We start from the raw sequence: 20311 nt of genomic DNA on the forward strand, positions 1-20311 counted from the left end.
AATGCGAATTTCGACTTAACTTCGGCACACCGTCCCGGCAGCTAAAAATCCTGCGGGATCGGTGTGGAATTTAGGGATAATCTAGTACAGCCCCTAAGATAAAGAAACGGCAACACACGCCAACAGAAAAACATATTTGAACTTCATCATATTTTCCACATAAAAGGCAGCCTGAAAATCTTTCAGGCTGCCCTTGTCAAATTATTCCTAGCTTTCGGCTTTTTTGGCAAACCAAACAATCCGATTACCCGCATAATACTTTCCATTTATTGAAATCCGACAAGCCGCGCCCAAAAAATGCCATGCACTGCCGATTTCCGCAGCAATCTTTGTACCGTTTTCTTCAAATTCCAAATATTCACCCAATAATAAACTTGAAACAGAACACGCGGGCAGCAAGTGCTCACCCTACGCTTATTCAAATAATTTGATTAAATAAAGAATAAAGAAAAGGCATCAGGAACAAAATTATAATCTGCCACTTGACTCGCACCGCTTTTAAAGTAAGGGGCATCAAAACCAAAACCGCAAAAAAATAATTTTTGCATTGATTTTTAATAGATTTAAAATTCAAATATAGTGTTTCTCCAGATTTAAAAAGTTTATCTCTATCTATATATTTGATGCTTTCCCTATCCAAAATAAATATTTCAAATATTAAAAAATCATTACATGACCAAGCCAAATCATAAATTTGATTCAAATGGGTATCATAAAGATAAAAATAATAAGGTTTGGGAACAGGTAAAATATTTAATGGAAAAGGAGGATTAATTTTCTTAATATCTGATGACTGATATCCATATCTTTCTATATTCTTAAAAATTTCATCTTTCTTAAGATAACAAGACATTCTGACAATCATAACCTGTTCATCAGATATATTATTTATTTGCATGGCGCGTATAACACGCCATGCCTGATTAAAATTAGTCTCCCTTACCTTAGAATTTATTATCTTTTCCAAAGATGAAAATGCCCCTTATCTTGAACTCTCCAGTTAGAACCTGGAAGTTTCGTACCTCTTAAATGTGTATTAATATTTCTTATAGTTTCATTAAAATGCCACGCGCTGCCGATTTCAACGGTAATTTTCGTACCGCTTTCTTCAAATTCCAGGTATTCCCCCATTAGCGAACGCAAAGAAGCAGACGCCATCCCGGCTTCGTTATGATAAACCCGCCTGCCGTTGATATAGACTTCCGCCCCTGTCCGTTTCAAATTCCAAAAATTCCGTACTGAAATTTCCATATCCCGATATTGTGCAGACCATGTTTTTTCGAAGGTTTTCATAAAATTTCCTATACCTGTCCAATCGGCACATATCAATTGCATTATTACATCTCAATACGATAAATATTTCTTAAGTCAAAATGCAAGCCTGACCGTACCTCAACTGTCAAAATTTTATTATTTTTTATTGATTTTAAGACAATTTCTGAAAAATTCTCTTCGCTTTCTCCCTTTTGTAGAAGCACATCAGAAAAAATAAAACTTTCCCGATTAAATTCATAAATATGTTTCAACCATTTACCTCCTCTTTCTGTAAGGCAAGATTCAGTTTCATTCTTCCTTATTGTATAAATATTTCCTTCACAAAATCTGAAATAAATCCATAAATCCATCTTATCCATAATTAAAAAAAAAGTTTCACCTCGAGATTTTGTCAACAATTCGCAAGGTTGCGATGTTGCAATCAAATAGCCGAAAGACATTTTTTACCTCATACATGGTCGAAATCAGTTTCTGTTAGTTCAGAATCCATTTTTTCGTCAACAACTGAATCCGCATTTTTGAATTAACGTTTTCATCAGCTGCCGTTTATCTAAACCGGCAGGTTCAGTTTCAGAATAAGCCTTATATGAAGACTGTAAGCATTTCAGAAAAAGATCATCAGAAGGCATATCTGCCGAATCAAATACAACTGTTTTGATTTTGGTACTTACCCAAAACCCTTTTTGCTCTTTTTCTACTATACGGAAATTCAGAATATTTCCAACCGAATCAAAAGCACGGTAAACATCATCCATCAAATCCTGCGGCTCTATTTTCTTTTCCAATTCCGACAATCCTTGAAATATATCCAAAGACACATCTTCAAATAGAAAAAAAGGAGGAGTTAGAAGCGGTTTTTCCATGATCTGTCCGTAGATTTTGATTCCCAAGGGCGATGACGACCAATTCCCTGTCCAGGCAAAGTCTTGCCCGTATTATCCGTAACTCGACGATGATAATGGGGAAATTTTCCAATAGGATGACCTGTTCTATTACCGAAAGGGGCTATCCGCATATTATTGCCGATTTTAATCTCACGTCCATATTTAGCAAAGGAAACAACCTTTCCTGCAGCACCTACATCACCAGGAATTGCGCCTAATCCGCCAGCAACATCTCTAACAGAAGCTGGTCTGCCTGTCGTTGCATAACTAAAACCATGCTGTGTCCACATACCAATGGCAGCACCACCCAAGATAGCCAATGGAAGAAAAGCCCCTTCAGTCTCCTTCATCTCCTTCTGAGAAAGCTCCGCCAACTGCATCGGCGCATCTGCCCGCGTGTGGAACACTTGGTCTTCAAATGCCTGATTGTCCAATCCGTTTGCCATTGCGGGGGCGATCATAGACAGCATCATTACGGCTGCGGTGATTTGTTTTTTCATAATAACTCCTTTGGATTACAAGGTTGGAAAATCAAAACCTGCTTAAAATGTATGCTGTACGCCCAATTTCAGTTCGGAACTGCTTTGCCCTGAAACGTTGAAACGTGCGGATGCGTTTAAAGCCGCGGTTTTGGTGAAACCGAAACCTGCGCCGAAATGGGCGTAGGTGGATGTGTTTCTTGCGGATTCTTTTTTGCCGTCTATGCGGTCGGGCTGTTTGCCCAGCCATTGGATGCCTCCGGTCAGGCTGATTCTGTCGTTGGCGGCAAATGAGATGTTGGGATTCAGCATCCAGTAATTGCCTGCTTTGTATTTGACGTCGTCTGAAAGGGTTTTGCTGCCGTTGATGCGGTAGGCGGCGGTGAGGGAAAGGACAATCGGATCTATGGCTTTGTAGGTGGTGGCGCCGATGAGCCACGATTTTCCCGACGAGGCTTTGTTGCGCGATTTTTCGTAAACCGTGCTTTCGAGGAAAGCGATGAGTGCGGGATTTTTGCCGTCTTTGAGGAAGGTGTGGCTGATGCCGGCGGATATGTCGGACATCCGTTTGTTGCGGGTTTTGCCGTTGCCGTCGAGTTTGCGTTCTTCGTGCCACAGATAGCTGCCGCTGCCGTAAATGTCGGTATTGCCGGTCAGTCCGTAGCGCAAACCGAGCGTGCCGGCGAGCATATCGGTATTGCTGCCGTTTTCTTGAATTTCGGTCGGGACGGGGATAAAGGAAGCGGAGCCGGTCTGAATGTAAACCGGTGCGGCAAGTTCGGAACGGCTGTTTTCGCTATTCAGGTAGGTAAGGGAAGTTTCCAGTTTCCATTTTCCCTTGTCGGTCATTATGTCTTCGATATTCAGCGGCAGATCAGTGCGGACACATAATGGCACAAAGCTAACAAATACTAAGAGAATATTTTTCATGACATTGTTTTCTTGATTGAAATCAAAGTCTACTGATGTTAATGAAATTCCATGTAATCTGTCTAAATAATATTTTTAACGATATTTTCAATACTGATTGTTTTTTTCTTATCAATATTTGTTTACTGCTTTATTGCACAAGAGAAGGCCGTCTGAAAACCTCGTATTTAATTTTCAGACGGCCTTTTGCCTTTTCAAATTCAAACCAATCAAACGGTTTTATTGCTTCATCGCGTTGGTCAAGGCTTTGACGTTGTGGCGGTACATGCCGATGTAGGTGTCTGCGGGCGCGTTGCCGAGTGCGTCGGAATACAGTTTGCCGCTGACGTTGACGCCGGTTTCTTTGGCGATGCGGTCAACCATGCGGGTGTCTTTGATATTTTCGGTAAATACGGCTTTGATGCCTTCGCGTTTGATTTGCCGGATGATGGCGGCGACTTGTTTGGCGGACGGCTCGGCTTCGCTGCTCACGCCTTGCGGGGCGATGAAGCTGATGTTGTAGCGGTTGCCCATGTAGGAAAATGCGTCGTGCCCGGTCAGGACTTTGCGTTTGGCGGCAGGGACGGCATTAAATGCGGCTTGTGCGTCGCTGTGCAGTTTTTTAAGCTGCATTTGGTAGTTGCCCAAGCGTTGTTGATAATAAACTTTGCCTTCGGGATCGGCCTTTATCAGGGCTTCAGCGACGTTTTGGGCATAGTCGGACATAAGAACAGGGTCGTTCCAGACGTGGGGGTCATATTCGCCGTGGTCGTGGTGGTGTCCTTCGTGGTCATGATCGTGGTCGTGATGGTGTCCGCCTTCTTCTTCGGCTTTGAGGGGTTGGATGCCTTTGGTCGCTTCGGCATAGGATACTTTGCTCTGTTTGACGGCGCGTTGGATGTCGGCGGCTTCAAGTCCCAAGCCGTTGAGCAGGACGAGTTTTGCACTGCGGATTTTTTTAATGTCGCCACTGGTCATGTGATAGGCATGAGTATCTTGGTTGGCTCCGACGAGGCTTTGTACGGCTACGCGCTCACCGCCGATTTGTTTGGCTACGTCGCCTAAAATGCTGAAACTGGTTACAACCGGAAGGGGTGCGGCAGTTGCGGCGGTGGCCAGCAATGCGGCAATAAGGGTAAGTTTGAGGTGTTTCATAACTGTTTTCCTGTGATATAACATAACATTCATTATGGTAAAACAAGCCGCCTGTTTGTTCAAGCGGCTTGCGGGGTCAGGTGGTGTGGTGGCGGTGGTTTTTGAACCATTTGGGCAAGATGCCGCCTTCTTTGCCGAGTATGACGGAAAAGAGATAAAGGACGCTGCAACAGAGGATGATGGCGGGGCCGGAAGGGATTTCGATGTGGTAGGAAATGAGCAGCCCGATCAAACCGCAAAAAAGGGCGATGAGGACGGACAACAGAATGAGCGTCCCCATATTTCTTGCCCATAAGCGGGCGGTAATGGCGGGCAGCATCATAAGTCCGACCGACATCAGGATGCCGAGAGCTTGGAAGCCGGATACGAGGTTCATAACGACGAGGATGAGGAAAATGACGTGCCAAAGCCCGCCTTTGCCGTTGACGGACTTGAGGAACAGGGGGTCTATGCTTTCTAGCACCAGGGGGCGGTAGATGACGGCAAGGGTAATGAGCGTGAGGCCGGAGACGGCGGCGATGAGTTGCAGTGCGGGAATATCGACGGCAAGCACAGATCCGAAAAGGAGGTGGAGTAAATCGACGCTGCTGCCGTTTTTGCTGATGAGGATTACGCCGATGGCGAGGCTGCTCAGGTAAAAGGCGGCAAAGTTGGCATCTTCTTTCAGGGTGGTAAAGCGGCTGACGAGTCCGGCAAGCAGCGCCATCAGCATACCGGCGGCAAACCCGCCCACACCCATAGCGGGCAGGCTCAAGCCGGCAAACATGTAGCCGACGGCGGCACCGGGCAGGACGGCGTGGCTCAATGCGTCGCCTATCAGGCTCATACGGCGCATGACGAGGAATACGCCGACGGGTGCGGCGCTGAGGGACAGGCAGAAGACGGATGCGAGGGCGTAGTGCATGAAGTCGAATTCTGCAAAGGGGGCAAGGAGCAGGTCGTAGAGGTTCATGGTGTCTGGTGTGGGGCGTGGTTTCGGGCAGTATTTATGAGGCGCACCAGTCGGGGCTTTCCTGTTGCTGCATTTTGGCGCTGGCTTGGGCGAGGTAGGATTCTGTCAGAATGGTCTCGGTTGCGCCTGCCGCAATTTTTTCGCGGGCGAGCAGCAGGGTATTGGGAAAGTAGGCACGGACTTGTTCGTAATCGTGCAAAACGGCAATGATAGCGTGTCCGCCGCAATGGCATTTTTGCAACACGTCGAGAAGCTCGTAGGTTGTCCGTGCATCAACAGCATTGAAAGGTTCGTCCAAAAGCAGGAATTTTGCATTTTGAACCAGCATCCGGGCGAAAAGGACGCGTTGGAATTGTCCGTTTGAGAGGTGGGCGATTTGGCGGCGGGCAAACTGCCGCATACCGACACGCTCCAAGGCTTCGTGAACGCGTTGTTTTTGAGCGGTATTTATCCCTTTGAAAAAACCGATTTCATACCACAGCCCCATTGCCGCCAAGTCGAAAACGGTCATAGGCTGGGAACGGTCGATGTCGGATTGTTGGGGGAGATAGGCAATGTTTTGACGGGTCAATCCGTCCAGCCGGATGCTGCCCGTATCGATAGGCTGCAATCCCATTAAGGATTTGAGAAAGGTAGATTTTCCTGCGCCGTTGGGACCGAAAACCGCCCACATACTATGTTCTTCAAAAGTAATGTCGACGTGGTGTACGGCGGGGCGGCGGCGGTAGCTGACCGTCAGGTTTTCAACGATGATGCTCATACCGATACCGCCCAAAGGTAAACACCCCATAAAAGGAATACGGCAATCAGGGCGAGGAAGAGTCGGAAGGTCAATCCTGACAGTAAGAGGGAAGGTGTCATAATGATTTGCAGTTTTGAAAGGGAAGTTGGCAAAGCGGTTATCGTTATATGGCGGATATGATACTGTATAACGTTTAGTCTGTAAATTCTGCTTGAATAGGCGGGAGTGATTGTTAATTAAGGTGGATGAGGGTCAGGCATATCGTTGCCTTGCCGGCATCGCGGCAATAAAAAATGCCGTCTGAACGTTCAGACGGCATTGGGGGAAAACGGTTTGAATCAACCTTTGCGTGCAGGCAGTTTTTCTTTGATGCGTGCAGCTTTGCCGGTCAGACCGCGCAGGTAGTACAGTTTGGCACGGCGTACGTCGCCACGGCGTTTGACTTCGATTTTCTCAACAGTAGGGGAATATAGTTGGAAAGTACGTTCAACACCTTCGCCGCTGGAGATTTTGCGGACGATGAAGTTGCTGTTCAAACCACGGTTGCGACGGGCGATAACCACGCCTTCGTAGGCTTGCAGACGGCTGCGGGTACCTTCCACGACGCGTACGGATACGACTACGGTGTCGCCCGGTGCGAATTCGGGGATTTCTTTGTTCAGGCGGGCAATTTCTTCTTGCTCGAGCTGTTGAATCAGGTTCATTGTTTTTTCCTAAATTATGATTGGATTTCCCGTTGCTCTTGTAGGATTTTATTCAAGAGGCGGGATTCCTTTGGGATTAAAACGCGCTTTTCCAAAAGATCGGGTCTGCGCTCCAAGGTGCGGCGCAGCGATTGTTCCAACCGCCATTCCGCTATCAAGCCATGATTTCCGGAGCGCAATACTTCCGGAACAGCCATGCCTTGAAATTCTAAGGGTTTGGTGTAGTGGGGGCAGTCCAAAATACCGCTTGAGAACGAATCCTGTTCGGCAGACTGAATGTCGCCCAATATGCCGGGTACGAGCCTCAATACCGCATCCATCAGCATCATGGCGGGAAGCTCTCCGCCGGAAACGACGAAGTCTCCGATGCTGATTTCTTCATCGACGCTGCTTTGCAGCAGTCTTTCGTCTATTCCCTCATAGCGTCCGCACAGCAGAATCAGATGCGTAAGTTCTGCCAGTTCTGCCGCTTTTTGGTGTGTCAGCGGTTTTCCTTGGGGGCTGAGGTAGATGACTTTTGCGGTTTGGGAAGATTGTGCTTTGGCGTGTTCTATCGCCGCATGAAGCGGCGGAGCCATCATAATCATTCCCGGACCGCCGCCGAACGGGCGGTCGTCGATATAGCCCAATCTGTTGTCGGCAAACTTTCGGGGATTGACTGCTTCAAACTGCCAGATTCCCTGTCTGTTCGCGCGTCCCGTTACGCCGTAGCGGGTAATGCTGTCGAACATTTCGGGGAAAATGGTAACTGCCTGGATAAGCATCAGTAGTCCAAACCCCAGTCGGCAGTAATGGTCTTGCTGCCGGTATCGACGGTTTCGATATATTGGGAAACGAACGGAATCAGAATCTGCCCGTGTTCTCCGTCAATCATCAATATGTCGTTTGCGCCGGTTTCCATCAGGTTGCTTACCTTGCCTAAAACGGTATCGTCTTTGTTGACGACGGTCATGCCGACCAAGTCTGCCCAGTAGTATTCGTCTTCTTCTGTCGGGGCGAATGCTTCACGGGGTATTTCGATGGTGTAACCGCGCAATGAGAATGCTGAATCGCGGTCGTCTATGCCTTCGAATTTGACTTGGAGTTCGCCGTTGACGACTTTTCCGGCTTCAAGGGTAACGCTGACGGTTTTGCCGTCCTTGGCCAAATGCCACTCGGGGTAGTCCAAAAGGCTGTCGGAATATTCGGTGTTGGCGGCAATTTTCAGCCAGCCTTTTATGCCGAATACGCCTTTGATGTAGCCCATGGCTACCCGGTTTTGAGCGTCTGTCATGGCGGCAAACGCGGATTAGACGGCTTTTTGTTCTTTAATCAGTTTTGCAACGGAGTCGCTGACTTGCGCGCCTTGTGCAATCCAGTGGTTCAGGCGGTCTGCATTGAGGCGGACGCGCTCTTGTTTTTCGTTGGCTACGGGGTTGTAGAAGCCTACGCGTTCGATGAAGCGGCCGTCGCGGCGGCTGCGTGAGTCAGTAACGATGACGTTGTAGAAGGGGCGGTGTTTCGAGCCGCCGCGTGCCAAACGGATAACTACCATTTTGAGTCCTTTTGAGAAAATCGGATATATGGAAACTGCCGATTTTAGGTTATTTTGTGGCCGGTGCGCAAGTTTTTATTTGTTTTTCCTGTTGTTTTGTCTGCCGCAAGGTTCAGATATGCGCGGTACAGGTTTTTTTCGGTGTCCGATTCCTTGAGGGTAAATCCTGATTTTTCAGCAGTTTGATCATGGGGGTATTGGTTTTGAGAATGTCGGCACTCATGCTCAGGTAGCCTTGCTGTGCGGCGGTTTGGATGATGAGTTCCATCATTTTCTGTGCCAGCCCGCTGCCGCGCATATGCTCCGCCAGTGTGATGCCAAATTCGCATTCGTTGCGGTTCAGGCGGCTGTGGCGGACGACGGCGACGATGTTGCTGTCGGCATCCCTTGCCGTCCATGCGGTTCACAGTGGTAATCGGGGTTGCACAGGCGTGCCAACGTGGCTGCGGGCAGTTCGTTGGTGTGGGTCATGAAGCGTGTGTACCGTGCTTCGGGGCCGAGGCTGCGGACGAACTGCTGTTTGGCTTCTGCGTCTTCGGGTAAAAGGGGGATAATGGTAACGGTCGTGTTGTTTTTTAGGGACAGTGTTTTGGGGTGTGCTGCGGGATAGGGGGCAAGTACGTTGGGTACGGCTGCTCCGGTTTCGGTTTTGCTGCCGAGCAGTTCTGCGGCGGCTTCGCTTGTGTGGCGGAGAAATTCGGCGGCTGTCGGGTTTTTGTGTTCCAGGTATGCGGCGGCACTCTGCATTTTTGCGGCGGCATGTTCGAGGGTTTGGGCGGCTTTGCCTGTGTTCTTGCGTTTGGGCGTGTCGTGTGTTCCGGGTGTCTTTAAGATGAAATCGCTGCTGTATTGTCCGCCGTTGAGGTTGAGGGTGATGCCGAAAATGTGTTGGCGGTATTCGGGAATGACGGTCAGTGTGTGCAGGAACTGGTCGAGGGTTTGTGTGCCGTCGAGTTCGGCAAAGCGGGCAAGGTGGCGGCTGTCGAGCGTGGTAAACGGCGGGAGTACGGCAGTGGTTTGTCCGTTGCAGCGTGCGGTCAGGATGTCGCCATAGAGGGGGTGGCTGCCGAATTGGAATTGGACGGCGTTATGGGTGGTGTGCCGGTAGGGGGAGGTGCAGGGCTTCGGCGAGCAGGGCGGGATTTGCCGCTGCAAGGGCTTTTTTGATGTTTTGGGGTTGCGGTGTTTTCAGACGGCATGGCTGCGGCGGTGCAATGTCGAGCTGTGCCTGTTTCAGGGCGGCGGCGGTGTTACGGTAGGAAAGGGTGCGGATTGCCTGTGCGGGGGTGTCGAAATGTGTTATGCCGTCTGAAAAGGGGCTGTTGACGAGCAGGGGTTTGGCGGTCTGTTCGGACAGGCGGATAAGGGCGCGTGCTGTTTTTTTGTAATCCTCGTGTCCGGAGGGACCGAGGATGGTCAGGACGGCTTGGGTGTCGGGGCGGGCAAGCTGACGTGAGGCGATGTCGTGGCAGATTGAGGGTGTGGGTGTGCCGGTCAGGTGTCCGTTGCGGATGTGGTGGGGAAGGTTGGGAAAGTGGAGGGTGAGGTTTTTTGGTGCGTGCGCGTGCAGCCATTCGGCAGGCGTGTCGGACAGGATGTCGAGTCGGGACAGGGGTGGAAGGTCGGACAGTTGGGCGCTCAGTGCGGCTTCGAGGTCGTCGGCGTTGAAACTGATGAGGAAGTTGCAGTGTCGGGCGAGGCAGTGCAGTACGGCACGGTCGGTTTCTGTCGTGAGGCAGGTGATGTGGAGAATCAGCGGCGTATGGCGGGTAAATTGGCGGATTGCGCTGAACAGCCTGCGCTGATCCTCTTCAGGGTTGTGGTGTAGGACGGCGGTTTTGGTGTGCAGGCTGTGTCCGAAGCGGTTGAGCCAATCGGCGGATGTGATGGGGCTGATGCCGGGATGCAGGTTGATGTGGCGGGATGTGCCTTGACGGAGTTTGTTCAGGATGTTGTCGATTTGGCGGCTGACGGCGGCATTGCCGGTCAGTATGGCGGTATGGCCTGCGGCATATCCGTCTTGGGTACTGATGTTGAGTCCGAGTGAGGGCAGTTGGATGCCTGCGGTGGTGCAGGCGGTGATGTTGAGTCCGTTGCCGTGGTGTTTGCGGATGGCAGTTTCGGCGGTGTGCAGTTCTGCGGCAGACAGGCTGTCCCAGTCCTGTATGAGGATGATGTGTCGGAGCTGCTTTTTACGGCAGGTTTTGAGGAGGGTGTCGTAACTGTCGGGCGGGGTAACGGTAATAATCAGGTCTGCACTGCCGGGGATTTTGTTGAGGCTGGTGTAGGCGGGAAGCCCGGCTATGGTGTGGTGGCGCGGGTTTACGGGGGTGATTTTTCCTTGAAAGGGCGTACTCAGCAGGTTGCTGAGTACGCGTTCACCCAGGCTGTACGGTTGTTCGCTCGCGCCTATCAGGATAATGTGGTTGGGCATGAAGAAGTAGCCCGGATCGGTTTGTGCCGGCATGATATATTCCTTTGCGGACGGTATGTGCGTGATTTTTGGAGATGCACCCGCTGTGTGTTTGTTTTGGGGTAACTGTTTGTGCAATGCCGTCTGAAGCGGGTTCAGACGGCATTATGGTCAGTTCGCACTTTTTTCTGTTTTGAAACCGGTTTTTTTCTTGGGCAGGATAAAGCGCATCCGCAGACCGTTCGGTTTGATGTTTTCGGCGATGATTTTGCCGCAGTGCTGTTCAATAATATGTTGGGTCAATGCAAGCCCCAGTCCTGTTCCGGGTTTGTTGGCACTGGAGTCTGCACGGTAGAAAGCGGTGAAGATGTGCGGGAGCTGCATTTCGTCCACGCCGGGGCCGTTGTCGGTAACGTCGATTATCCAGTGTTTGTGGTCTTGTCCGATGTTGATCAGGATGGTGCTGCCTTCGGGGCTGTAGTTGACGGCGTTGCGGATGACGTTGTCGAAGGCGCGGTACAGGTAGCTTTCGTTGGCAAGGATGGTTGTGTTTTCGGGGATTTTTCCGTCGGCAGACAGGGCGACCGTCTGTCCGTTCTTTTGGGCGATACTTTGGTTGTCTTCTACCAGGTTGCCCAGGAAGGGCAGGAGTTTCAGGCTTTCTTTTTCCAAAGCCATATTGGAGGTTTCGAGGCGGGACAGGGTTAACAGTTCCCCGGCCAGCGTATCCATGCGGGTCAGTTCGCCTTCCAGCCGTTTGAGATATTGCTCCCGTTTTTGGGGCTGTGCCTGAATCAGTCCGACAATTGCCTGCATACGGGCAAGCGGGGAGCGCATTTCGTGGGAAACGTGGTGGAGTAGGTAACGTTCTTTGGCGACAAGTTTTTCGAGTTTTTCCGCCATTTTGTCGAATTGGATGGCAAGATGGGACAATTCGTCGTCGCGGTCGTCGACCTGTTGGGAGATGCGGGTTTCAAGTTCTCCGTTTGCCACCCTGTCCATGCCGTTGCCTAAGATTCTGATGGGTTTGGCAATGTTGCCGGCAAGGATATATGCCATCAGCAGTCCGACAATGATGATGAAGGAGAGGATGATGAATTCGTGCCAAATCGGGGCAAGCGGCAGGCCCGGGATAAACAGCGGGCTGGGCAGGCGTTGTGCCTGGTGGTTGTCCCAGCCTTTAATGAAGAACAGGTATTCTTCGCCGAAACGGTCGTATTCGATGCGGACAAGGTTGGAATGGGGGTTGTTGGCGGCAAACAGCCGGGCGCGTTCTATGGTGTAATTGTCGATATAGCGGTTTAAGATGTCTTTTTTCTCGTCGCCCTGTATGACGTAAACGGCGGATGAGACGGGGCTGTTTTTCCATTCGGTCAGGATTTCGCGCGCGCCGTTGTCGCCCCGTGTCTTGAATGCGGAAATAATGCTGCCCATCAATGTGGTTTCGATGGTGCGGCGTTGGTTGAATTGGTTTTCGGCAAGGGTGTTCTGCACCAGCCAAAAAGAAAAACTCGCCACAAAGATTGCGCAGACGATAACCGCGCAAAATGTGGCGAAAATGCGTTGGAACAGTTTCATTTGCCCGCTGCTTCAGTTTTTGACAAACAGGTAGCCCAAGCCGCGTACGGTTTGAATCAGGGAGGCATCGCCCAGCTTGTGGCGGATGCTGGAGATGTGTACGTCGATACTGCGGTCGAATTTTGCCAGTTTGCGGTCGAGTGCTTCGACGGACAGGGTTTCTTTGCTGACTACCTGTCCGGCATGGCGCATCAGGACTTCGAGCAGGTTGAATTCGGTGCTGGTCAGTTCGAGCGGCATGTCTTTGACGGATGCCTGGCGTTTGGCGGGGTATAGGACGACATCGCTGACGGAGATGCTGTTGGGTGCGTTGTTCTGTTCGCCGCTGTGTTGTGCTCGGCGGAGGATGGCATTGATGCGTGCCAAGAGTTCGCGTGGTGTGCAGGGTTTGGGGACATAGTCGTCCGCACCCATTTCCAAGCCGATGATTCGGTCGATGTCGTCGCCTTTGGCGGTCAGCATGATGATGGGGACGGTGCTTCGGGCGCGTACGTTTTTCAAGACATCCAAGCCGTTCATTTTGGGCATCATGGAATCCAATACGACTACATCGTATTGCCCGCTCAGGATTTCCTGTACGCCTGCTTCCCCGTCGGGAACGCTGCGGACGTTCAGACCTTCGGCGCTCAGGTATTCGGTCAGCAGTTCGGTCAGCAGGGCATCGTCATCTACGAGTAATACGCGGCTCATGGTGTTTCCTTTTCGTAAGGGTATGCCCCGACCCTGTTTCGGGCGTGGCGTGAAAAGATTGTTTGACAGTTTATCTTAACACGGCTGCAATGTTTTTTGATAGCGTATTTCCCTACCGGTTTGCTGTTTTTTGCAATGTCTTGCATGGAGCTTTACATTTCGGGCGGTATCCGCATCCGCCGACGCGGGTCGTTTGCAGGGTTTTGTTTCCGGATGGCCGGGAGCGGCGGCGAAGGCTTTGCAGTCTTTGAGCAGTTCGGGCAGCAGCGGTGCCCATACGGGCAGTTTGCGGATTTCGTCGGCGTATCGGGGCATCAGGTAGGGGTAATAGGACTGTGTTGCCCGCATCCATTGTTTTGCTTCTGCAACTTTGCCTTGCCGCATCAAGTAGAGGGCGATGCGGTAGGTGGCGGAGTAGGGGCGGTATTTTAGTGCTTTGAGGGTTGCTTCTTCCGCCCAAGTCTGGGTTTCGGGGTATTCCGGCAGGGCGAAGTTTACGAGGGAGAAGTCGGCATAAAAGGACAGCATCGGGCTGTTTGCGGAAATATAGCGCAGTTCGTTGATTTTCCGGTTGAGGGTTTTGGCACTGTCGTCAGCGGCGGGGGAAAAGGAGTTAACCAGCCGGGTGTATGTCCAGTCCAAGTGCAGCAATCCTGCGAATATGGCGGCGGAGGCGGTCAGTATGCCGAGATTGGCGGCTTTTTTGAAGGCGATGCCGTCTGAAGCCTCTGCGGGGGACAGAAAGAGCATCAGTCCGAAGGGGATGAGGAAATAGACATACCACAAAGGATATTCGAGCATACTGTGGCACATACTGACGGCAAGCGCGCACAGCAGGAAAAGTGATGCGGGGGTCAGGGAGCGTTTCAGCAGCCCGGCAATGCCCGTCAGCAGGGTTGCGGCAACCAGAAGCGTGCCGCTGATCCCCATTTCTGCAAGGAGTTGGAGGATGATGTTGTGGGAATGGGTGAACAAGGTGCTGAGGAAGTTGTCGTGTATGGTGTGCTGTTCGGCATTGATCAGGAAGGTTTGTTGGGCAAAACTGTTCCAGCCGTGCCCGAATATCGGGGCGGACTGGAAGGCGGCAAGGGCTTTATTCCATTCGCTTTGGCGCGGCAAGTCTGTGAAACCGCCGTTGGCGACGCGTTCGACGGCAGTTTCGTAGCGGATGCCTGTAAAGGTTTCCAGAATGGCGTTCATGGAAAATTGGAACAGCGCGGTAAGGAATACGGCTGCGGCTATGCCGAGCATCGTCCGTCTGTTGGATTTGTCCGAACGGAAATACCAGAAGGGAAGGATGAGGGCGATGGCGGCTATGTAGGTCAAGATGGTGCGCGAATTGACCAAACCTAAAACGGCGGTCTGCATAATCAGGCAGATTGCGCCGAGGGCTGCGGGGATTTTTCGTTGTCCGTTGAGGTAGGCGGAGGCGAGTATGCCCCACATGAGGTAGTGTCCGAGGTTGTTGCGCTGCCCGATGTGTCCGATTACGCCTTGCCCTCTGTGAACGATGATGTTTTGAAGCAGGGGGGTGTTTTCCCAGCCGGCAAACTGGATGACGACGATGCAGGATTGAAGCAGGGAGCCGATAAGCAGCGACCAGGCAAACAGGGTAACGATGCGTTCTTGTCCGTAGTGTGCGACCAAACTCTTGCAGGCCCACGCGCTGACGGCGAGCAAGATGAAAACCCAAGAGGCGATGTCGTTCATTCCGGGATAAATCAGGTTCATCAGGCGTGCCTGAAGCCACCAAAATGCCGCCATTGCAAACAGGAGGAAGCTGATGGCGGGGATTTTGACATCAAACAGCTTTTTTCCTGCCGTGAGGAACAACAGGACAATCAGGCCGGCCGCGGCGGCGGCATCGTGGTAAAAGTCGGGCGACGGTTTCAGCCTGAGTGCGAAGGTAAAGGGGATGATGCCTATCCAAAGGAAGCAGGGCAGGATGTAAATCGGCAGTTTGGCGGCGGGGCGCGCGCCGGATACGGTCGTTTCAGCGGACATTGTTTGTTTCCTTGTATTGTTTGACGAACGACAGGCAGGATATGAAGAAGATGATGCTGAATACTGCGGAAAGCGCGGCGCAAATTTTTTCTGCGGGATAGGCGTTGAACAGGCGCATGACGGCTTCGGCAAAGTAAATCAGAACCAGCATGGAGCTGTATTGGTAGGTATAGATTTTTTTCTTTAGAATACCTGAAAGCGGCAGGCAGAGGGGCAGGGCTTTGAGCGCGAGCCACGAACCGCCCGGGCGTAACGGTGCAATCCATAATTCCCAAGAAAGGGATAGGGCAATCAGTGCAATCAGGCTGAAGGAGGCAAGGAAGTAAGCGGTTTGTCTGTTCACGGCGGACTTTACGGTTTAAGGGCGGATAAGGGGGGGCGGTATCCCAAATCCTGCAACATGGAAACGGTTTCATAAACGGGCAGCCCCATAATGCCGCTGAAGCTGCCTTCGATAGATTGGATAAAGATACCGCCTATGCCTTGCACGGCGTAGGCACCGGCTTTCTCCATCGGTTCGCCGCTTTGCACATAGGCGGAAATTTCTTCCGAACTCAGGGGCTTGAAAACGACGCGGTTGGTTTGGACGCGGCTTGACGTTTTGCCGCGATAATGAATGCAGACAGCAGTCAGGACGGTATGTTGTTTGCCGGACAATCGGTTTAAAAATTCGATTGCTTCGGCTTGGGAGCGAGGTTTGCCCAATATGATGCCGTCTGAAAAGACGCAGGTGTCGGCGGTAATCAGGGGGAAATCGGGCATTGCGCCGTTGGTTTCGCAAAAGAGGGTCAAAGCCGCCTGATTTTTTTCTTCCGCCATCCTTTGGACGTAAGGGGCGGGCGTTTCGCCGGCTTTAACGGTTTCGTCGATGCCGGCGGGCAGCTTGACGACCCGATAGCCCAACTGTGTCAGGATTTCCATCCGGCACGGGCTGCCCGAACCTAAGTAAAGGGTGTTCACGGTGTGCTCCTTAATGTGCGGCGGGGCTTCAGACGGCATAGTGTCAGGTTTTTGCAGGCGGCTGTATGTCGCCATCCTGTTCTGAACGTGGAGTGAAGAAGCGTCCGAACCAAATGCCCGCCTCGTATAAGAGGATCAGCGGAATGGCAAGCAGGGTCTGAGAAATAATGTCGGGCGGCGTGATGACTGCGGCAACGACAAACGCGCCGACAATGACATAAGGCCGGGCGTGTTTGAGCTGCTCGGTCGTGACTGCGCCGATTTTGGTTAACAGGATGACGACGATGGGCACTTCAAATGCCGTGCCGAACGCAACGAACATACCTAAGATAAAGGACAGGTATTTGTCTATGTCGGTCGCCATATTGACCCCGACGGGGGTTACGCCGGCAAGGAATTTGAAAATGACGGGGAAAACCAGGAAATAGGCAAATGCCATGCCGATGAAAAACAGGCTGACGCTGGAGAGGACGAGCGGCGTAATCAGGCGTTTTTCGTTTTGGTAGAGTGCGGGGGCGACGAATGCCCAGATTTGGTAGAGCGTATGCGGCAGTGAAACCAAAAACGCCGCCATCAGGGTAACTTTGACCGGAACGAAAAACGGTGCGATGACATCGGTCGCAATCATACTGGTGTCTTTGGGCAGGTTTGCCATCAGCGGGTCGGCGATAAAAGTATAGAGCTGCTGGGCAAACGGCATCATGCCGAAAAAGCAGACGAGAATGCCGACAACCATCCACATCAGGCGGCGGCGCAGCTCGATGAGGTGTTCGACAAGCGGTTGGACGGTTTGTTCGTTTTGTGTTTCGGACACCGGATGCCCCCTTTATGATTTACGGACGCGCAATTTCGGTTTGGCGCGGTGTTTCGGACGAAAATCGCGTTTGCGGTTTATTGCCTGTTTGCGCAGGGAAGTGGTGTGCGGAACAGGCGTTTCAACAGCAGTATCGATATAGCTGACTTCGACGGCCTGTACGACAGGTGCGGCGGCAGAAGCAGTCAGGTATTCCCGCCATGCGCGGTCTTTGTCGGTTTCCGCAGGTTCGGCTGTACTGCCGGTTTGCCTGTCGTCCCCAAGGGTTTCGGCGGAAGTATCGGAACGTTCAGACGGCATAACGTCGGAAATGCCGTCTGATACGGTGTTTGCCGTATCGGGAAGGGGATTGCCGTTTTCATCGACACCGAAATCGGCAGGCGTGCGCTGTTCGGGCAGTTTTTCCCAAGGCTTCAGACCGTCGGAAATGTCGTGCAGACTGTTCTGCATATCCGTATCGGTTTCTTTGAGGCTGTCTCGAACCTGAGCGGCGGCAGCTTCGAATGCCTGCTTGACCTTCCTCAGCTCTTCCAGTTCGATTTGAGTGTCAAATTCTTGTTTGACGCTTCCTACAAAGCGTTGCAGCCTGCCGATGAGCCGTCCGGCGGTGCGGGCGGCTTCGGGCAGGCGTTCTGGACCAAGGACAATCAGGGCGATAATGCCGACAAAAATCAGCTCGCCCAAACCGAAATCAAACATAAGTTATGCTTTGTCTTCGTCTTTTTTGTGTTCGATTACATCGTCTTTTTGGGCTTCTTTGCCGTCTGTGCCTTCGTTCAGCCCCTGTTTGAAGTCATGAACCGCACCGCCGAGGTCTTTGCCGACGTTGCGCAGTTTTTTGGTGCCGAATATCAAAACGACGATAATCAGTACGATAATCCAGTGCGTCAGAGAAAAACTGCCCATGATGTATCCTTAAGTAAGTATTAGGGGTTGATTGTGAAATAACGGTTTATACGGGTGTGCCCATGATGTGTATATGCAGGTGGAAGACCTCTTGTCCGCCGCCTTTGCCGGTATTGATAAGGGTTTTGAAACCGTCGGTCAGTCCCGAAGCTTTGGCGATTTCGGGAACTTTCAGCATCATTTTTCCCAAAAGGGGCTGATGTTCGGGCGCGGCGTGTGCCAACGAATCAAAATGGACTTTGGGAATCAGCAGCAGATGAAGCGGAGCGGCGGGGTTGATGTCTTTGAAACAAACCATTTCGCCGTCTTCATAGACGGTTTGCGCCGGAATCTCTTTGGCGGCGATTTTGCAGAAAATACAGTTGTCCATAACGGCTCCGTTGCCGTCTGAAAAAAGCACGCAGACGGATTAAACGTGGAAGGGATGAGATTGTAATATAAATTCAGGATTCTGTACGGGCGGCTTTTTCGGCCAGCCCCGACAGCCCCTGACGGCGGGAAAGTTCGTCCAATACGTCTTCCGCCTTCAGGTCGTGGTGTGTCAGAAGAATCATGGTGTGGAACCATAAGTCGGCAACTTCGTAAACCAGGTGGGACGGGTCTTTGTCTTTGGATGCCATCAACACTTCGCCCGCTTCTTCAATCACTTTTTTTAGGATTTTGTCCTCGCCCTTGTGCAGGAGCTGTGCGACGTAAGATTCGGACGGGTCGGCAGATTTGCGCTGTATAATGGTTTGTTGGATGGCGGATAGTACGGAATCTCCCATGATTTTCCTTCTGTTTGTTTCTGTTTGTTCGGAATGATAGGCTAAACGGCTGCTCTCGGGCAATACGCCTGTTGCGTTTCGTTGGAAAATGCCGTCTGAGCGTTTCAGACGGCATTTGTGCTGTTGCAAATGTAATTTGCTTACAGGTTTGGATTCACAATAATTTTAACGGCGGATTCGTTGTTGTGGATCAGACGCTCGAAGCCTTCGGAAACCAGTTTGTCCAGCTTGATGCGCTGGGTGATGAAGGGTTCGAGGTTGATTTTGCCTTCTTCGACCAGTTTGATGGTTTCCGCGTGGTCGTTGCAGTAGGCAATCGTGCCGCGCACATCCAGTTCTTTCATCACGACGCTGTGGACGTTGACGGTGGCGGGGTGGCTCCAGATGGATACGATAACCAAGTTGGCGGCGGGTTTGCAGGCTTCGACCAAAGTATCCAACACTTTGTTCACGCTGGTACATTCGAACGCCACGTCCACGCCTTCGCCGTTGGTCAGTTTTTTCACTTCTTCAACAACATCGACTTCGGACGGGTCGAGGATGTAGTCGGCAACGCCGGATTCGCGGGCTTTGTCTTTGCGTGCTTTACTCAACTCGGTAATGATGACTTTGATGCCTTTGGCTTTCAACACGGCGGCCAACAGCAAACCGATCGGGCCTGCGCCGCCGACCAATGCGACATCGCCTGCTTTCGCGCCGCTGCGTACATAGGCGTGGTGTCCGACAGACAGAGGTTCAATCAAAGCAGCTTGATCCAACGGGATTTTGTCGGAAATCGGATGCACCCAACGGCGTTTGACGGCGATTTTTTCGGACAGGCCGCCGCCGCAGCCGCCCAAGCCGATAAAGTTCATGTCTTTGGAGAGGTGGTAGTTGCTGCCTTCGCCGGTCGGTACGTCGTCGCGGATGATGTAGGGTTCGACCACGACGTGTTGGCCGACTTTAATGTCGTCCACGCCTTCGCCGACGGCATAAACCACGCCGGAGAACTCGTGTCCCATCGTTACGGGCGCGGACTCGCCGGAAATCGGATGCGGATGACCGCAGGGCGGGATGAAAATCGGGCCTTCCATAAATTCGTGCAGGTCGGTACCGCAGATGCCGCACCAGGCGACATTGATGCCGACGGTGCCGGGGGCGACGGTCGGTTCGGGGATGTCTTCGATGCGGATGTCGCCTTTGTTGTAAAAACGTGCTGCTTTCATTGTAACGCTCCTTGTTTTCAAGTAGGAATGCCGTCTGAATCTAGCAGGCGGCGGTTGAAATGGGAATGGCGTGAAGAAGCCTGACCGTTTCCGATTGAATCTGTTTAGATATTTTACTACAAACTGAGACCTTTGCAAAATTCCCTTCCCTCCCGACATCCGAAACCCAAACACAGGTTTTCGGCTGTTTTCGCCCCAAATACCTCCTAATTTTACCCGAATATCCCCTTAATCCCCCCCCGGACACCCGATAATCAGGCATCCGGGCCGCCTTTTAGGCGGCAGCGGGCGCACTTAGCCTGTTGGCGGCTTTCAACAGGTTCAAACACATCGCCTTCAG

At 51.6% G+C, this 20311-nt stretch carries 25 protein-coding genes and 2 pseudogenes; 1 reads left to right on the forward strand and 26 read right to left on the reverse strand.

The features are described 5' to 3' along the window. A pseudogene (locus DFR77_RS10795) lies at window positions 1-74 on the forward strand (IS1595 family transposase); the annotation flags it as partial. A gap of 133 nt (window positions 75-207) precedes the next feature. On the opposite strand, the gene DFR77_RS14595 reads toward DFR77_RS10795, so the two are convergent. From DFR77_RS14595 to DFR77_RS10935, 26 genes and pseudogenes are all read right to left on the reverse strand, one after another. Beyond that, window positions 208-399 (reverse strand): hypothetical protein, encoded by a 192-nt coding sequence (locus DFR77_RS14595; RefSeq protein WP_003687452.1) that lies wholly within the window; start codon window positions 397-399, stop codon window positions 208-210. A 19-nt stretch (window positions 400-418) separates the two neighbouring features. Beyond that, window positions 419-967: a hypothetical protein gene (locus tag DFR77_RS10805; RefSeq protein ID WP_113852133.1), complete on the reverse strand. Its 549-nt coding sequence runs from the start codon at window positions 965-967 to the stop codon at window positions 419-421. Beyond that, window positions 955-1293 (reverse strand): hypothetical protein, encoded by a 339-nt coding sequence (locus DFR77_RS14220; RefSeq protein ID WP_003687455.1) that lies wholly within the window; start codon window positions 1291-1293, stop codon window positions 955-957. The genes DFR77_RS10805 and DFR77_RS14220 overlap by 13 nt, the downstream gene beginning before the upstream one ends. Window positions 1294-1337: 44 nt before the next feature. Next, a complete protein-coding gene (locus DFR77_RS10820) occupies window positions 1338-1715 on the reverse strand; it encodes a hypothetical protein (protein ID WP_003702296.1) in 378 nt (125 codons plus the stop codon). Between the two features lie 57 nt (window positions 1716-1772). Beyond that, the gene (locus DFR77_RS10825) at window positions 1773-2138 is read right to left on the reverse strand and encodes a hypothetical protein (protein ID WP_003687460.1); all 366 of its coding nucleotides are present in this window, start codon (window positions 2136-2138) and stop codon (window positions 1773-1775) included. Beyond that, a complete protein-coding gene (locus DFR77_RS10830) occupies window positions 2120-2659 on the reverse strand; it encodes a hypothetical protein (RefSeq protein WP_003687462.1) in 540 nt (179 codons plus the stop codon). The genes DFR77_RS10825 and DFR77_RS10830 overlap by 19 nt, the downstream gene beginning before the upstream one ends. A gap of 42 nt (window positions 2660-2701) precedes the next feature. Next, window positions 2702-3568 carry a hypothetical protein gene (locus DFR77_RS10835; RefSeq protein WP_003687465.1) on the reverse strand — a complete coding sequence of 289 codons (867 nt, stop codon included), beginning with the start codon at window positions 3566-3568 and terminating at the stop codon, window positions 2702-2704. A 219-nt stretch (window positions 3569-3787) separates the two neighbouring features. Next, the gene (locus DFR77_RS10845; protein WP_003687468.1) at window positions 3788-4702 is read right to left on the reverse strand and encodes a metal ABC transporter solute-binding protein, Zn/Mn family; all 915 of its coding nucleotides are present in this window, start codon (window positions 4700-4702) and stop codon (window positions 3788-3790) included. A gap of 76 nt (window positions 4703-4778) precedes the next feature. Next, complete coding sequence (locus tag DFR77_RS10850; protein ID WP_003692612.1) at window positions 4779-5654, reverse strand: metal ABC transporter permease; 876 nt, start codon at window positions 5652-5654, stop codon at window positions 4779-4781. 34 nt (window positions 5655-5688) lie between these two features. Further along, a complete protein-coding gene (locus DFR77_RS10855; RefSeq protein ID WP_010361246.1) occupies window positions 5689-6414 on the reverse strand; it encodes a metal ABC transporter ATP-binding protein in 726 nt (241 codons plus the stop codon). A 320-nt stretch (window positions 6415-6734) separates the two neighbouring features. After that, window positions 6735-7100: a 50S ribosomal protein L19 gene (gene rplS, locus DFR77_RS10860; RefSeq protein ID WP_002217809.1), complete on the reverse strand. Its 366-nt coding sequence runs from the start codon at window positions 7098-7100 to the stop codon at window positions 6735-6737. Between the two features lie 14 nt (window positions 7101-7114). After that, window positions 7115-7864 carry a tRNA (guanosine(37)-N1)-methyltransferase TrmD gene (trmD, locus tag DFR77_RS10865; RefSeq protein ID WP_003687474.1) on the reverse strand — a complete coding sequence of 250 codons (750 nt, stop codon included), beginning with the start codon at window positions 7862-7864 and terminating at the stop codon, window positions 7115-7117. Beyond that, complete coding sequence (rimM, locus tag DFR77_RS10870; protein ID WP_003692620.1) at window positions 7864-8373, reverse strand: ribosome maturation factor RimM; 510 nt, start codon at window positions 8371-8373, stop codon at window positions 7864-7866. Before rimM ends, trmD begins: the two co-directional genes overlap by 1 nt. A 15-nt stretch (window positions 8374-8388) precedes the next feature. Continuing rightward, window positions 8389-8634: a 30S ribosomal protein S16 gene (gene rpsP / locus DFR77_RS10875; RefSeq protein WP_003687476.1), complete on the reverse strand. Its 246-nt coding sequence runs from the start codon at window positions 8632-8634 to the stop codon at window positions 8389-8391. Window positions 8635-8678: 44 nt separating this feature from the next. Then, window positions 8679-11101 (reverse strand): annotated as a pseudogene (locus DFR77_RS10880) (bifunctional acetate--CoA ligase family protein/GNAT family N-acetyltransferase). A 117-nt stretch (window positions 11102-11218) separates the two neighbouring features. Further along, the gene (gene misS / locus DFR77_RS10885) at window positions 11219-12625 is read right to left on the reverse strand and encodes a two-component system sensor histidine kinase MisS (RefSeq protein WP_003687478.1); all 1407 of its coding nucleotides are present in this window, start codon (window positions 12623-12625) and stop codon (window positions 11219-11221) included. A gap of 12 nt (window positions 12626-12637) precedes the next feature. Continuing rightward, entirely contained in the window at window positions 12638-13315 is a 678-nt protein-coding gene (gene misR / locus DFR77_RS10890) for a two-component system response regulator MisR (RefSeq protein ID WP_002214312.1), read from the reverse strand. A gap of 75 nt (window positions 13316-13390) precedes the next feature. Further along, window positions 13391-15319 carry a PglL family O-oligosaccharyltransferase gene (locus tag DFR77_RS10895; protein ID WP_003687480.1) on the reverse strand — a complete coding sequence of 643 codons (1929 nt, stop codon included), beginning with the start codon at window positions 15317-15319 and terminating at the stop codon, window positions 13391-13393. Continuing rightward, the gene (locus DFR77_RS10900; protein WP_003687481.1) at window positions 15309-15662 is read right to left on the reverse strand and encodes a DUF2069 domain-containing protein; all 354 of its coding nucleotides are present in this window, start codon (window positions 15660-15662) and stop codon (window positions 15309-15311) included. The genes DFR77_RS10895 and DFR77_RS10900 overlap by 11 nt, the downstream gene beginning before the upstream one ends. Window positions 15663-15670: 8 nt before the next feature. Then, a complete protein-coding gene (locus DFR77_RS10905) occupies window positions 15671-16279 on the reverse strand; it encodes a Maf family nucleotide pyrophosphatase (protein WP_003696741.1) in 609 nt (202 codons plus the stop codon). 43 nt (window positions 16280-16322) lie between these two features. Continuing rightward, window positions 16323-17093 (reverse strand): twin-arginine translocase subunit TatC, encoded by a 771-nt coding sequence (gene tatC, locus DFR77_RS10910; RefSeq protein WP_003690632.1) that lies wholly within the window; start codon window positions 17091-17093, stop codon window positions 16323-16325. A 12-nt stretch (window positions 17094-17105) separates the two neighbouring features. Continuing rightward, on the reverse strand, window positions 17106-17792 hold the full coding sequence (gene tatB / locus DFR77_RS10915; protein WP_003692628.1) for a Sec-independent protein translocase protein TatB: 687 nt from the start codon (window positions 17790-17792) through the stop codon (window positions 17106-17108). 3 nt (window positions 17793-17795) lie between these two features. Then, on the reverse strand, window positions 17796-17999 hold the full coding sequence (gene tatA, locus DFR77_RS10920) for a Sec-independent protein translocase subunit TatA (RefSeq protein ID WP_002214303.1): 204 nt from the start codon (window positions 17997-17999) through the stop codon (window positions 17796-17798). A 46-nt stretch (window positions 18000-18045) separates the two neighbouring features. Further along, window positions 18046-18369: a histidine triad nucleotide-binding protein gene (locus DFR77_RS10925; protein WP_003687490.1), complete on the reverse strand. Its 324-nt coding sequence runs from the start codon at window positions 18367-18369 to the stop codon at window positions 18046-18048. A gap of 73 nt (window positions 18370-18442) precedes the next feature. Beyond that, window positions 18443-18766, reverse strand: coding sequence for a phosphoribosyl-ATP diphosphatase (locus tag DFR77_RS10930; RefSeq protein WP_003687491.1), 324 nt, complete (start codon window positions 18764-18766; stop codon window positions 18443-18445). 140 nt (window positions 18767-18906) lie between these two features. Continuing rightward, window positions 18907-19971 (reverse strand): 2,3-butanediol dehydrogenase, encoded by a 1065-nt coding sequence (locus DFR77_RS10935; RefSeq protein WP_003694824.1) that lies wholly within the window; start codon window positions 19969-19971, stop codon window positions 18907-18909. Window positions 19972-20311: the final 340 nt, after the last annotated feature.

The organism is Neisseria gonorrhoeae, from assembly GCF_003315235.1.
GTDB classification, from domain to species: Bacteria; Pseudomonadota; Gammaproteobacteria; order Burkholderiales; family Neisseriaceae; genus Neisseria; species Neisseria gonorrhoeae.

Bases quoted from the DNA above. Each gene is read 5' to 3' on its own strand.
- DFR77_RS14220 (WP_003687455.1), bottom strand. From the start codon at position 1,293: ATGAAAACCTTCGAAAAAACATGGTCTGCACAATATCGGGATATGGAA.
- DFR77_RS10820 (WP_003702296.1), bottom strand. From the start codon at position 1,715: ATGTCTTTCGGCTATTTGATTGCAACATCGCAACCTTGCGAATTGTTG.
- DFR77_RS10825 (WP_003687460.1), bottom strand. From the start codon at position 2,138: ATGGAAAAACCGCTTCTAACTCCTCCTTTTTTTCTATTTGAAGATGTG.
- DFR77_RS10830 (WP_003687462.1), bottom strand. From the start codon at position 2,659: ATGAAAAAACAAATCACCGCAGCCGTAATGATGCTGTCTATGATCGCC.
- DFR77_RS10835 (WP_003687465.1), bottom strand. From the start codon at position 3,568: ATGAAAAATATTCTCTTAGTATTTGTTAGCTTTGTGCCATTATGTGTC.
- DFR77_RS10845 (WP_003687468.1), bottom strand. From the start codon at position 4,702: ATGAAACACCTCAAACTTACCCTTATTGCCGCATTGCTGGCCACCGCC.
- DFR77_RS10850 (WP_003692612.1), bottom strand. From the start codon at position 5,654: ATGAACCTCTACGACCTGCTCCTTGCCCCCTTTGCAGAATTCGACTTC.
- DFR77_RS10855 (WP_010361246.1), bottom strand. From the start codon at position 6,414: ATGAGCATCATCGTTGAAAACCTGACGGTCAGCTACCGCCGCCGCCCC.
- rplS (WP_002217809.1), bottom strand. From the start codon at position 7,100: ATGAACCTGATTCAACAGCTCGAGCAAGAAGAAATTGCCCGCCTGAAC.
- trmD (WP_003687474.1), bottom strand. From the start codon at position 7,864: ATGCTTATCCAGGCAGTTACCATTTTCCCCGAAATGTTCGACAGCATT.
- rimM (WP_003692620.1), bottom strand. From the start codon at position 8,373: ATGACAGACGCTCAAAACCGGGTAGCCATGGGCTACATCAAAGGCGTA.
- rpsP (WP_003687476.1), bottom strand. From the start codon at position 8,634: ATGGTAGTTATCCGTTTGGCACGCGGCGGCTCGAAACACCGCCCCTTC.
- misS (WP_003687478.1), bottom strand. From the start codon at position 12,625: ATGAAACTGTTCCAACGCATTTTCGCCACATTTTGCGCGGTTATCGTC.
- misR (WP_002214312.1), bottom strand. From the start codon at position 13,315: ATGAGCCGCGTATTACTCGTAGATGACGATGCCCTGCTGACCGAACTG.
- DFR77_RS10895 (WP_003687480.1), bottom strand. From the start codon at position 15,319: ATGTCCGCTGAAACGACCGTATCCGGCGCGCGCCCCGCCGCCAAACTG.
- tatB (WP_003692628.1), bottom strand. From the start codon at position 17,792: ATGTTTGATTTCGGTTTGGGCGAGCTGATTTTTGTCGGCATTATCGCC.
- tatA (WP_002214303.1), bottom strand. From the start codon at position 17,999: ATGGGCAGTTTTTCTCTGACGCACTGGATTATCGTACTGATTATCGTC.
- DFR77_RS10925 (WP_003687490.1), bottom strand. From the start codon at position 18,369: ATGGACAACTGTATTTTCTGCAAAATCGCCGCCAAAGAGATTCCGGCG.
- DFR77_RS10930 (WP_003687491.1), bottom strand. From the start codon at position 18,766: ATGGGAGATTCCGTACTATCCGCCATCCAACAAACCATTATACAGCGC.
- DFR77_RS10935 (WP_003694824.1), bottom strand. From the start codon at position 19,971: ATGAAAGCAGCACGTTTTTACAACAAAGGCGACATCCGCATCGAAGAC.